Here is a 12,508-nt window from a genome sequence, read left to right as displayed (position 1 = left end):
CTGAAGGCGTGCATCATCATTCAGATATCGAGGTACCGGCGCGGGTGCGCCGTAAGGTTGGGCGCCTGCTCGCCGCTATTGTTGTGCCACTCGCCCTTCTTACCGTGATTGCGCTGATCGTGCTGTGGCCGCGCGGGGAGTCCCCGGTGGGCTCTATCCCGCTTAATTCGCCGGGTGTGAGCATGGTGAGCGGGCCGATCACCTCGGTGGGGGAAACGGATGCGCAAGGCCAAACGCCGGTGGAGATGGAAGTGGAGGGCGTATCCGTTCCCGTGCATGTTCCGGCGGAGGTGGTGGCTTCCGGGCTGGCCGTGGGGGATGTTATTGAGGCCCGTTTCAATCCTGCCATGGTCACCTCCGGTACGGCCCATATTTTCGTTGATTTTGAGCGCGGGGTGCCCCTGGCGCTCCTGGCCGGACTCTACGTGCTAGTCATTGTGGCGGTGGCGCGCTGGAAGGGTCTGGCGGCGCTCGCAGGCTTAGGGGTGTCTCTCCTGGTGGTCGGGTTCTTTATTATCCCGGCGCTGGCCGGTGGCGGTCATGCTTTCGCGGTGGTGCTGACCGGGGCGTCAGCGATGATGTTCGCGTCGATTTATCTGGCTCACGGCATTTCGATCCGTACGACCACCGCGATTATCGGGACTTTCCTCGGGGTTCTTATTACCACGGCGGTCGCGGTGTGGGCGGTGGGTGCCCAGAATCTCAGTGGCACGGGCGGGGAACAAACCGCAATGCTCTCCTGGAGCCTGGGCGGTATTAATATGCGTACGCTGCTGCTGGCGGGGATTATTCTGGCCGGGCTGGGTGCCCTCAATGACGTCACCATTACCCAGGTTTCCACCATTTGGGAGCTGCATGCCGAATCGCCGAGCACACCGCGCCGCCGCCTCATCCGCCGCGGAATGGCCATAGGCCGCGACCATATCGCCTCAACCGTTTATACGCTGGCTTTCGCCTACGTGGGAGCTTCGCTGCCCCTTCTGATTCTCGCCTCGATTTACCAGCGGTCTTTCCTTGACCTCATGCAGGTGGAGCAGATCGCGGAGGAGATCACCCGCACCTTGGCCGCTTCCGTTGGCTTGGTGCTGGCGATTCCTTTGACGACGGCGGTAGCCGCGCTTCTCGCCCCCGTGGCCCCCGGGCGGGATCGGGTGAACGCCTAGTTTGTGGCTCCACGGTGCAACCAAGCAGCGGGAGAAACGTTGAGGAGCGGATTCCCCTTGGAGATCCGGTGGTTAAGCGTCGATAGCGTGCTCGTTGCCGTCGGCAATATCGGTGAGGGTGAAATGTTCGTAAATGCGTTGCTGTTGGTCCTCGGTGAGGCCGTCCTCCACTGACCAGGCCGGAGCGCTGGCCACCGCTTCTGCGGAAACCGCGAGGATGAGCTTGCCCTCCACCAGGCGCGAACCGCGCAGCGGAACCAGGGCGGAGCGAAGATTGAATAATCCCCTCCCAATGAGGGCGAAGGTGGGTTGCCCGCTGGCGTCATCGAGGAACACTTCACGCACCGGCCCGATTTCCGCCTCGGAGCGGTCATAAGCGGTGGCATCCAGGACGTCTTGGACGGTGCTGTTGTCAGCCATATGCGCTGTGCCTTTCTGGTAGAAAATGTAGAAGCTACGTGAGCTTGCCGAAGCTAGCCATGCACGGGTAGTGGTGACACACCTTCAGGTTACCGTGATGCAGGTCATATAGTGGGGTGTTTAGCTCACGGAATAACTCTGGCTCCTGGCTGTGCGGTACCCTCATCCATGATGCAGGACGGGAAGAAGGGAAACACATGGGGGATAACGCCGCATGGCCGGCGATCCGGCTGGGCGATCTGACTTTGGCCACGCCGGTGATGCTCGCGCCAATGGCCGGGGTGACCAACCCTCCTTTCCGCCAGCTGTGCCGTGAAGAAGCCGAAGCGGGAATCCGGTGCGCAACGGGCGCGGGAAATGTTCCCGAAGTCGCGCGTCCAGATACCAGCCACGTTGCGGGGGCGGATACCAACCACGCCGTGTGCCCGGATACGAACCAGGCCAAGACCACGGGGGAGGGGCAAGCCTCGGAATCTCATGCGTCCGGCTGCTACGCCCCGGCCGGACTGTGGGTATGCGAAATGATCACTTCCCGCGCGTTGCTGGAACGTACCCCGGAAACCATGACTATGATCCAGCCCGATCCGAGAGATCCGGTGCGTTCCATCCAGCTCTACGGGGTGGAACCCAAGGTGGTAGCCGCGGCGGTGCGGCTCCTCATTGATGAAAACCGCGCGGACCATATCGATATTAACTTCGGCTGTCCGGCCCCAAAAGTTACCCGCAAGGGCGGGGGTTCGGCACTTCCGTGGAAACTGGATTTGTATGAGGACCTGGTGCGCCAGGCCACCGAAGCAGCTAACCTCGCGAACCGCGGGCGCGATCACGCCGTGCCTATCACGGTGAAATTCCGGGTGGGGATTGACGCCGCCCATGAAACGTTCCGGGATGTGGCCCGTATCTCGGAAGACTACGGGGTCGCCGGGCTCACCTTGCACGCCCGCACCACCGCTCAGCACTACGCGGGCCACGCGAATTGGGATTATATTGCCGAGCTGGTGGACTCTACGGAGCTGCCTGTTTTCGGTAACGGTGATGTTTTCGACGCCGCAGATGCCGCCGCGCTGCGCGCCCATACCGGATGCGCCGGGGTGGCAGTCGGACGCGGCTGCCAGGGGCGCCCCTGGATTTTCTACGATTTGGCCGCACTCATGCACGGGGCCACGGCGCAGCGCCGCCCCTCTCTGCGGGAAGTCGCAGCGATTATTGAGCGCCACGCCCGCCTCTCGGTGGAGCATTTTGGGAGCGAAAATAAGGCGATGCGAGAACTGCGCAAGCACATCACCTGGTACCTCAAGGGTTTCGCGGTGGGCGGGGAAACGCGCCATGCGCTCGGCCTGGTCTCCACCCTGGAGGAACTGCACGAGCGCCTCCAGGGCCTGGACCTCGACCAGCCCTATCCGCCCGCAGCGGAAGGAAAACGCGGGCGCGCCGGAGGGGAGAAGCGCCCGCATCTGCCCGAAGGCTGGCTTGATTCACGCGAATTAACCCCGGAACAAGCCGCCCGAATCCACGAAGCCGAACTCGATATTTCCGGCGGCTAAACCGGCTACGGTGCGGTGACTGCGTGTGCTACGGTACGGTGACTGTGCCGGCCGCGGCGTGGCGGCGCAACCGCACGTTCCGCCCGCCGGCACCGCACCCCTCGCAGGCTTGGTACTCTCTAGCTGTGACGGATTTATTTGGGGCGGCCGAAGTCTACGGGCCCGATGACCGCGAACGGTGGGTGCACGAACCACCCAAATCGCGTTCGCGTACCGATTTTGAACGTGACCGTGCGCGGGTGCTACATTCCTCGGCGCTGCGCCGTCTCGGCGCGAAAACCCAGGTGCTCGGGCCCGAATCGGATGATTTTGTGCGCACGCGCCTCACCCACTCCCTCGAAGTTGCTCAAATCGGGCGTTCTTTGGCGAAAAATTTCGGGTGTGATCCGGATATCGTGGAAACTGCGTGCCTGTGCCATGACCTCGGCCACCCGCCTTTCGGGCATAACGGGGAGCGGGCCCTCGCGGAAGTTGGCGCGGATATCGGCGGTTTTGAAGGCAATGCCCAGACTCTGCGTATCCTCACTCGCCTTGAGCCCAAACGCACCACCCGCACTGGGCGCCCGGCGGGCCTTAACCTCACCCGCGCCACCCTGGATGCCGTGATCAAATACCCCTGGGGTAATAACGAAGGTCCGGGCGGCACCCCGAAATTCAATTACTATCGCGATGACGCCGATGTTTTCGAGTGGATCCACGGCGCGCACGGGCACAACCGCTGCGTCGAAGCGCAAATCATGGATCTGGCTGATGATATCGCCTATAGCGTCCACGATGTTGAGGATGCGATCGCCCGCGGGTTCTTCGATCCTTCTTGCCTGACCGATCCGGGCGAACGCCAGAAAGTCGTGGCCGATACCCTCGCCTGGTACGGCGAACCGAGCGCGGGTGAGCTTTCCGATGCCCTTGACCGTCTGTTGCGCGAGGAAGCTTGGCCGGTGCACTTCGGGGGTAATTACCGTGATTTTGCCCGCATGAAAGACCTCACCTCCGACCTCATCGGGCGTTTTGTTTCTGCCGTGTGCCAGGCAACCTGGGCACAGTCCGGGCACGGCAAATTGGTGCGCTACAACGGTAACGTCGTCGTGCCGCCAGAAACTTTTGCCGAAATCACGGTCCTGAAAGGGATCGCGGTAGCTTATGTCATGGCCCCGCGCGAGCACGAACCGCATTACGTGGAACAGCGCGCCATTATTTTTGACCTCGTGGAGGCGCTTCTGGATAATCCGGCCGAATTGGAGCCGCACCTGGCGGAACTGTGGGCGAGTAGCGATAAAGACGCGCGGCTGCGTTTGGTGATTGACCAGGTCGCTTCGCTCACCGATCTTTCCGCACGGCAGTGGCATGCGCACCTGTGCGGAATGCTGCGCCACTAGGCGTGCGGTGGCAGTCACGCGCGGGTGAATTGCGGAGCCGTGCGATCCTCACGTGCACGGCGCCGCGGCCTCGCTTAGACTAGGCGGCATGGCCGGGCTCATCAAAAGGGAAGACATCGATCGGGTGCGCGCCGCGGTGCGGATCGACGACGTCGCCTCTCAGTACGTGGCCCTGCGCCCGGGTGGAGTGGACTCTCTCAAAGGCCTGTGTCCCTTCCATGATGAGAAAACTCCGTCGTTCCACGTGCGCCCGAACCTGGGGCGCTGGCACTGCTTTGGCTGCGGGGAAGGCGGAGACGTTTTCGCTTTCGTGCAGCGCGCTGAGAGTATTGACTTTGTCGAGGCGGTGGAGCTGCTGGCGCGGCGCGCCGGGATTGAGCTGCATTACGAGGGCGCGCGTGAGCGCAAGCCGGGCGAGCCTTCCAAGCGGCGGCTGATCGATGCCCACCGGGTTGCTGTGCAGTTCTATCGCGCTCAATTTGACAGCCCGGAGGCAGCCCCGGCCCGCACGTTGCTAGCTGAACGCGGCTTTGAGCGGGCGGCCATCGACCATTTTGACTGCGGTTACGCTCCCGACTCCTGGGACGCTCTCTATACACACCTGCGCAGCCACGGTTTTTCCGACCGGGAAATCGAAACGGCGGGCCTGGCCACGCGCGGCAACCGCGGCCTTTACGACCGTTTCCGCGGGCGCCTTATGTGGCCAATCTTCTCCATTACCGGCGAACCCATCGGCTTCGGGGCGCGCCGCCTCGGGGAGGACGACCGCGGGCCAAAATACCTCAATACCCCCGAAACACCCATCTACAAAAAATCGCAGGTGCTTTACGGCCTCAACCTCGCGAAGAAAGAGATCGCGGCCTCGCGTTCCGTGGTGATCGTGGAGGGCTATACGGACGTCATGGCCGCGCACCTGGCAGGGGTCACGACGGCGGTGGCGACGTGCGGTACGGCTTTCGGGGCCGAGCACGTGAAAATTGTGCGGCGGCTTTTGGGCGACGGCGCCAACCCGGCCGCCGGCGTGGTGCTTTCCTCCGGGAAGGCCTACGGCGGGGAAGTTATTTTCACGTTCGACGGCGATAGCGCCGGCCAAAAAGCGGCCCTGCGTGCCTTCGGGGAGGATCAGGCGTTCGCCACCCAAACCTATGTGGCGATAGCGCCGGATAATCTAGATCCCTGCGATGTGCGGCTCCAGCGCGGCGATGAGGCACTGCGGGATGTCATCGCCGGGCGGCGGCCCCTCTTTGAGTTTGCGATTCGCTCCCTGATCGAGGATCTTCCCCTCACCACCGCGGAAGGGCGCAGTGCCGGGCTACGGGTGAGCGCCCCGATTGTGGCCGGGATTCGGGATCGGGTGCTGCGCGGGGAATACACCCGAAATCTGGCCGGCTGGCTCGGTATGGATGAGCATGTGGTGCGGCAAGCGGTGGCGGAGGCGGGGCGCCAGGGCCGGGCCCAGGCGCGCGCGGTGCTCGAGGCTGCTAGTGAACACACCGATAGCGCTCGCGGTGCAGATAGCCGCTACGGTTCGGAAAACCGGCACAGCGTGGAAAACCGCTACGGCGGGTCATCAGACTATGCTGGCGGTGCGGTGGTGCAGCCGGGGAATGCGGCGGCGTCGTACCAGGGGGCGCCGCAGCAGGGGAGCGCACCCGATGGTGGTGCGCACCGGGCGGCGACCTTGCCGCCGGTGTCTGAGCTGCGTGATCCTACCGAAAAAGTGGAGCGGGCCGCGCTGGAGATTTATCTTCAGCTTCCGGCTTTTGCGGCGCGGGCGGAGATGGATAATCTGCCCCCGCATACCTTTACCCATCCGGTGCACCACGCCATCCACACGGCGATTCGCGCGGCGGGGGGAACGCGGGTATTTGCGGAGCGTTTCGGGCAGCTGACCGGCGCAGGTATGGATGCGGAACACGCCGAACCTCAGGCGAGCGCCGCCTACGTGGAGGCGGTTATCGCGGCCGGGGGGCAGGAACTGGCCGGGGTGATATCCCAGCTCGCGGCTGAACCGCTTCCCGAGACCGATGTGCAGCGCCTCCCGCACTATGTGTGGGGGATTGCTTTGGCGCTTATTCGGCTAGGGGTGCTGCGCCAAATTGAGGACGTGCGTTCCGCCCTCCAGCGCACCAACCCGGAGGATGCCGCTTATCAGCAGCATTTCGCTCGCCTCATGGAACTCGAGGCACAGCGCCGCACCTGTGAGGAACGGATGGATCTGGGGTAGTTAAGCCCAACTACTCGGTTGATCATTCTCAGGATTCTTTAGCACCAAGAGAACGCGAGATCTTTGCTGCGGTTTGTTTAACTTGAGGAACCAAGGCAATGACTTCGTCCATGCTTTTCTCCAATGTTAAAGTCGTGATTGATAATGCATGGTTCACACGCCCAAGATGGTTGCGAATAGGCACGGCAACACACCGAATTCCGGGCACATTCTCTTCGTCGTCAATAGCGAATCCACGGTCACGAACTGTGTCGATTTCTTTTATCAGTTCAACGGTTGTCGAAATAGTTCGGGGTGTATGTTTAGGGAGTTGCATCTCTGCCACGTAACGAATGATCGCCTCATCCTCTTCCTCGGCGAGGAAACACTTACCAATTGAAGTTGAATGGAGAGGAAGCCGATCCCCAATTCGTGATGGTATGCGGTACGGGGTATCAGTTTCTTGTATGGCAACATAAACGGCATCCTTACCGTTCCTCGCCCCAATGTGCACTTGGCACCCAACTTCGCGGGCAAGTTGTCGGATGTAGGGTTTCGTTTGTTGAGAGATGTCGATTCTTTCGAATGCTGTTGCGGCGAGTGACAAAGCGGCCGGTCCGGCGTAATAGTTTCCGTCCGGGCTTACCGCAATGAACTCGTACTTCACCAAAGTTTGGAGAAGGCGATGCACACTAGATTTTGCCAGGCCGGTCGCGTTAACGATGTCGGTAAAACGGGGGTGCTGCAGTGCTGCCTGAAGAACAATGAGAGTTTTATCGGCTGCGCTCGGGCTCTGTTTGGTACTCAAGAGAAGAACCTTCTTCTAGATTGATACGGACCACCAGTTCCATTTTATGGAACTCATTGTAGATGGTTGGCTGTTGCTTGTGCGCCTCCTCTCGTGAGGGGCCTTGAGGAACCGGAAACGATTCAAAGTCATGGGGGAAGAGTCGCCCCGCATTCGTTTTGACTCTGAAATTATTATTTCCTGTAGCTTTGGTGAGATTATGAAGATTTGTGAAGTGTATCATACCTAAATTCTAAACTCGCGTATTTGTGCAGTTTTACGCACTGGGTGTAAATCTTGGTTGCAAAAGGTCCTAGGATAGTTCCCCAAATGGGACTAGGGTTCATGGCGTGGAACTTCCACGGTGGGTAACTAAAACAAAGGAGTTTACTCGTGAGTAAGATTACCGGCGTAAAAACGTACGATTTTCGATTCCCCACATCTAACACGCTCTCTGGCTCGGACGCGATGAATCCCGACCCTGACTACTCGTCGGCTTATGTAGAGATTTCTACTGACGCTGATGATGGAATTATCGGTGTTGGGTTTGTGTTCACCATTGGTCGTGGAAATGATGTCGTTTGCGCGGCAATGAACTCTATGGCTCACACGCTCGTTGGGCGTAATGTTGAAGAGCTGCTCGACAATATGCGACTCGCGTGGGATCTACTCGTAGGGGATTCCCAACTGCGGTGGCTTGGTCCCGAGAAGGGCGTGGAGCATATGGCTATCGGTGCATTGCTCTCAGCGCTTTGGGATATTAAAGCCAAGCGTGCTGGAAAGCCTCTGTGGCGCCTGCTGGGTGAAATGGAACCGGAAGAGTTGGTCGCAACCCTTGATTTTCGTTATCTTTCTGATGCGCTTCGCCCGGAAGAAGCTATTGAGTTTCTAAAGGACGGTCAGCGTGGTAAGCAAGAAAGAATTGCCAACCTTCTTGAAAATGGCTACCCCGGGTATTCCACTGCTGCGGGTTGGCTAGGCTACTCAGATGAAAAGATGGTCTCGCTGTGTAAGGAAGAGACTCAAGAAAAAGGGTTCAAGCTTATCAAGCTGAAGGTGGGGCGCCGCGTCGAAGACGATATTCGGCGTCTTGGCTTGGCTCGCGAAGCTATTGGTCCTGATGTGAAGCTGGCTGTTGATGCTAACCAGGTGTGGGACGTTCCTGATGCGATTTCTTGGATTAATGAATTCCATGATTTCGATTTGGCATGGGTTGAAGAGCCAACTTCGCCGGATGATGTGGTGGGACATGCAACCATTGCACGCGCTATTAATCCGATTCCTGTAGCAACTGGCGAACATATGCAGAACAGGATCATGTTCAAGCAGTATCTCCAAATGAATGCGTTTGGAATCATGCAGATTGATGCAACCCGTGTTGCGGGCCCGCAGGAACTGGTCATCGAATACCTGCTTGCCAAGAAGTTTAATAAGCCTGTCTGCCCGCACGCTGGCGGCGTTGGTCTATGCGAAGCTGTGGCGCACTTTGCGATGTTTGATTACGTCGCGGTATCCGGAACTATGGAGAACCGGTTGATTGAGTACGTTGATAACCAACACGAACACTTTGTGCACCCGACAGTTATCAAGAATGGCAACTATATGCCGCAAACGGCTCCCGGCAACGGTGCTGAGATGACTCAGGAAACCGCTGAAAAGTACCTCTACCGAGGCTAATTCTCCCGGGAAAGCCACGTTCCACTGCCGCACGCGGGCTAAATAAATAGCTGTCGCTGCTTGCTATTGGTAATCCATCTGGATTCCCCGCGTGCGGCGGTGCGGACGGTGCACTCGTCAGAAAAAGGAAATATAGATGAATTCTTTATTTGTAGGTGTGAGTCAGCTACAAAGCTCAATACCCCAGGGACTTTTACCTTTCGCTCGCGATATCCCGGAAGTAAGTCTTAACCCGGCGGCGCTTCTCATTAGTATCGTAACCGGCGTTGCCATCCTCATTATTTTGGTTAGCTGGGCGAAAGTTCACCCCTTCCTCGCGATTATGCTTGCGGCCCTGATTACCGGAATTGGATCCGGGTTCGGGCTGATGAACACCGTCCACGCCTTCCTTGACGGCTTTGGAGACACCACTAAAAGTGTCGGTATTCTAGTCGGTATCGGTGCAATGCTGGGTGCGGTTTTGATGGTAACGGGAGCGACCGGCGTTTTAGTTGACGTTCTGATTTCGAAGTCGTCTCGCAAGATGCTCCCTTGGACAATGGCTCTCATCGGGTCTCTTATTGGGTTGCCCCTGTTCTTTGATGTTGGACTGATCATCATGGCTCCGGTGATCATCATGGTTACGCGGAAATCTAAGATGCCCCTTATGATGATCGCGATGCCAGCCCTGGCGGGCCTCTGTGCAATGCAGGCACTCGTTCCTCCACACCCCGGGCCCACCGCCGCTCTCCAAACCTTTGAGAATGGTTCCATGGGCATCACGATGGGTATGGGCATCGTCCTTGCTATTCCTCTTGTTATTATCTGCGGACCGCTGTTCGCGAAGTACTCGACGCGCATCGTGCCGCGCGGTGCACCGGACACGTTCGCTATGGCGGATAAAGAGGACGGTGTTGAAGGCCGTCGTAAGCCTTCCTTCGGGTTGTCTTTGCTTTGTGTCACCATGCCGGCCATTCTTCTCTTGATCACTTCGATTATCATGATGGTCCGCCCTGACCTTCACGATTCCAAGGAAATGGGTGCTCAGATTTTGCAGTTTATCGGGAATCCCGAGATTGCCCTTCTGATTTCACTGGTATTTGCATCTCTCACGCTTTTCGTTACGACAAGGTACCCGTGGGAAAAGCTTAACGATGAAGCCGGGAAATCGTTACGTCCCATTGCTGGAATTGTATTTATCCTCGGAGCTGGTGGCGGTTTCAAGAACCTTCTGATTGATACCGGCATTGGAGATATGATCACTAAGTTTGTAGAAAACACAAATATATCGATCATCTTGATCGCTTGGGTGATTGCGGTGTTCGTGCGTGTGGCTACAGGGTCCTCGACCGTTTCGGCCATTACTACTGCCGGCATTCTGGAGCCGACAGCCACTGCACTTGCTTATGATCCGATCCAAACAGGTCTTCTTGTCCTTGCAATCGGTGCTGGGTCGTTTATTTTCTCCTTCGTAAACGACGCGGGCCTTTGGCTGGTAAAAGAGTACTTCGGGTTCACTCTTCCCGAGATGTTTAAGACCTGGACAGTGATGACATGTTTGATCTCCATTGTTGGGCTAGTTCTGGTTTGGGGTCTTGGACTCTTCCTGTTGTAGTGTAAATTCAATAATTTGGTCCTAACGTAGGGCTATCGCTGGCCGGCGTGTTCAATGATTCAGCGCGCCGGTCAGCGATGTTTCCTACGGCAACTTATTGTCTTCTAGTGTTTTGCGCGGGTATGGATTCGCATTCCTCCTGTTATCGTTCGAAGTAAGTCGCAATGATGCGTGAGACATGGAAATGGGTAGCTTTTATATGCCCAAACCTGGAAGGGGTTGGAATGTTTTCTGGTGTGTACTGCCCGTCGGTCACGTTGATCGATGATTCGGGTGCGATTGATTATCCGGCGATGGCTGCCCATGTTGATCGTCTTGCCGAGTCCGGGCTCAACGGGGTGCTTTTCTTCGGTTCGATTGGGGAGTTTTTCTCCTTTGCCACCGAGGAGAAGGCCGAGTTCTTGAAGTTTGCGGTCAAGCAGGCCGCGGGGCGCTTCCAGGTGTTGGCCGGGGTGAGTGCGGCCCGGCTGGGTGAGGTGCTGGAGAATGTGGCTGCAGCTGAGGCGGCCGGGGTTGATGGTGTGGTTGCTCTTCCGCCGTTCTATTTCGGGCATTCGTATGGGCGGGCGCTTGATTTTTATGACGCGGTTGCGGGTGCGACGCAGTTGCCGGTGATGCTTTATAACTTCCCGGAGCGTACGGGTGCGGATTTGAGTCCGGAGTTGGTGGCGGAGTTGGCTGGCCGGCATGCGAATATTGTGGCGCTTAAGGATACGGTGGATACTCAGAGTCATACGCGGCGGGTGATTCGTGAGGTGCGGAAGGTGCGTCCGGATTTTGCGGTGCTTTCTGGTTTTGATGAGTATTACATTGGGAATCGGGTGTGTGGTGGGGCTGGGGTGCTCTCTGGCTTGACGAATCTTATCCCCGAGGTTTTCGCGGCGATGCATGCGGCTTATGAGGCTGGAGATGTTGCGGGGGCGGCTGTTGAGCTGGGGAAGATTACTCGTTTGGCTGCGGTGTATGAGATCGGTGATATTTTCATTGCTGCGATTAAGGAGGGGGTGCGTTTGTGTGGGGTGGAGTGCTCGCCGTTGATGCGTGCCCCGCAGGTGCCGTTGAGTGTGGAGGATTCGGAGAAAATCGCGACGCTCCTGCGCGAAGTACGCGCATAGATTTAGACGACAAGTTTCTATTTTTCAAAAGCTGGGCGTTCCGGTCTGACGCACTCTAAAGGCCGGAACGCCCCCATATTCTACCTGTTTTCTTGGATGTGAAAGATGAGCCTGATGATTGGGGCCCAGACCAATTAGGAGCTGTTAGAATTTACGCGCTGCCCCCGTAGCTCAGCAGGTTAGAGCAGTGGACTCATAATCCATCGGTCGCGGGTTCAAGTCCTGCCGGGGGCACTATGTGATGGCCGCATCATAGCTCCGCCAGCTACGTGGGATTTTCGTGTATTTGGACTTGGAGTTCATTGACTTTTTAGATGAGGAGTCCAGTAGCTTCTTCGACAATATATCCATCTACTGTTGACACGGCTGCCCGGCCAGTGGTTGGCCTGTGGGGTGGCAGTAACGCCGTCCTGTATAGAACGGGTATTTTGAAGCGCCATGGTGGAGATCGTGAAGCAAGATGTGAAGGCCGTGAAGCACTTTCGATAATGGTTAGCCAGACTTTCTAGTACTGCCAGACCACCAGGCCGAGCACGAACCGCAGGTCTAGCGCAAGTTGAATCTGCACGCCCTCAACAAACGGGCAACCTCGCCCGGCGCCCGAGTGCCCCTATCGGTACCACCAC

General features: G+C 58.0%; 10 protein-coding genes and 1 tRNA gene. 8 read left to right on the top strand and 3 right to left on the bottom strand.

Going from position 1 to position 12,508, the window contains the following annotated elements:
* Positions 1-8: 8 nt before the first annotated feature.
* Entirely contained in the window at positions 9-1,163 is a 1,155-nt protein-coding gene (locus DDD64_RS00860) for a YibE/F family protein (protein ID WP_241227321.1), read from the top strand.
* 72 nt (positions 1,164-1,235) lie between these two features.
* On the opposite strand, the gene DDD64_RS00855 is transcribed toward DDD64_RS00860, so the two are convergent.
* Positions 1,236-1,583, bottom strand: coding sequence for a PRC-barrel domain-containing protein (locus tag DDD64_RS00855; RefSeq protein ID WP_126134600.1), 348 nt, complete (start codon positions 1,581-1,583; stop codon positions 1,236-1,238).
* A gap of 197 nt (positions 1,584-1,780) precedes the next feature.
* On the opposite strand from DDD64_RS00855, the gene dusB reads away from it, so the two are divergent.
* From dusB to dnaG, 3 genes are all read left to right on the top strand, one after another.
* Positions 1,781-3,127, top strand: a complete 1,347-nt coding sequence (gene dusB, locus DDD64_RS00850) for a tRNA dihydrouridine synthase DusB (protein WP_126134599.1) — start codon at positions 1,781-1,783, stop codon at positions 3,125-3,127.
* A gap of 125 nt (positions 3,128-3,252) precedes the next feature.
* A complete protein-coding gene (locus DDD64_RS00845; RefSeq protein ID WP_126134598.1) occupies positions 3,253-4,503 on the top strand; it encodes a deoxyguanosinetriphosphate triphosphohydrolase in 1,251 nt (416 codons plus the stop codon).
* Between the two features lie 88 nt (positions 4,504-4,591).
* The gene (gene dnaG / locus DDD64_RS00840; protein WP_164545860.1) at positions 4,592-6,730 is read left to right on the top strand and encodes a DNA primase; all 2,139 of its coding nucleotides are present in this window, start codon (positions 4,592-4,594) and stop codon (positions 6,728-6,730) included.
* Between the two features lie 28 nt (positions 6,731-6,758).
* Here the strand turns inward: dnaG and DDD64_RS00835 are convergent, their stop codons facing one another.
* Both DDD64_RS00835 and DDD64_RS00830 read right to left on the bottom strand, forming a co-directional pair.
* A complete protein-coding gene (locus tag DDD64_RS00835; protein ID WP_126134596.1) occupies positions 6,759-7,517 on the bottom strand; it encodes an IclR family transcriptional regulator in 759 nt (252 codons plus the stop codon).
* Positions 7,483-7,740, bottom strand: a complete 258-nt coding sequence (locus DDD64_RS00830; protein WP_126134595.1) for a hypothetical protein — start codon at positions 7,738-7,740, stop codon at positions 7,483-7,485. Before DDD64_RS00830 ends, DDD64_RS00835 begins: the two co-directional genes overlap by 35 nt.
* 149 nt (positions 7,741-7,889) lie before the next feature.
* On the opposite strand from DDD64_RS00830, the gene DDD64_RS00825 reads away from it, so the two are divergent.
* The 4 genes from DDD64_RS00825 to DDD64_RS00810 all read left to right on the top strand — a co-directional run bounded on the left by DDD64_RS00825 (position 7,890) and on the right by DDD64_RS00810 (position 12,116).
* Complete coding sequence (locus DDD64_RS00825) at positions 7,890-9,173, top strand: enolase C-terminal domain-like protein (protein ID WP_016442580.1); 1,284 nt, start codon at positions 7,890-7,892, stop codon at positions 9,171-9,173.
* A gap of 136 nt (positions 9,174-9,309) precedes the next feature.
* A complete protein-coding gene (locus DDD64_RS00820) occupies positions 9,310-10,767 on the top strand; it encodes a GntP family permease (protein WP_126134594.1) in 1,458 nt (485 codons plus the stop codon).
* A gap of 224 nt (positions 10,768-10,991) precedes the next feature.
* The gene (locus DDD64_RS00815) at positions 10,992-11,882 is read left to right on the top strand and encodes a dihydrodipicolinate synthase family protein (RefSeq protein ID WP_126134593.1); all 891 of its coding nucleotides are present in this window, start codon (positions 10,992-10,994) and stop codon (positions 11,880-11,882) included.
* Between the two features lie 160 nt (positions 11,883-12,042).
* A tRNA-Ile gene (locus DDD64_RS00810) sits at positions 12,043-12,116 on the top strand.
* Positions 12,117-12,508 lie beyond the last annotated feature (392 nt).

This window comes from Actinotignum sanguinis (assembly GCF_003957255.1).
Classification (GTDB): domain Bacteria; phylum Actinomycetota; class Actinomycetes; order Actinomycetales; family Actinomycetaceae; genus Actinotignum; species Actinotignum sanguinis.
Note: the sequence above shows the minus strand (reverse complement) of the source record. Positions and strands in the feature narration are given on the sequence as shown.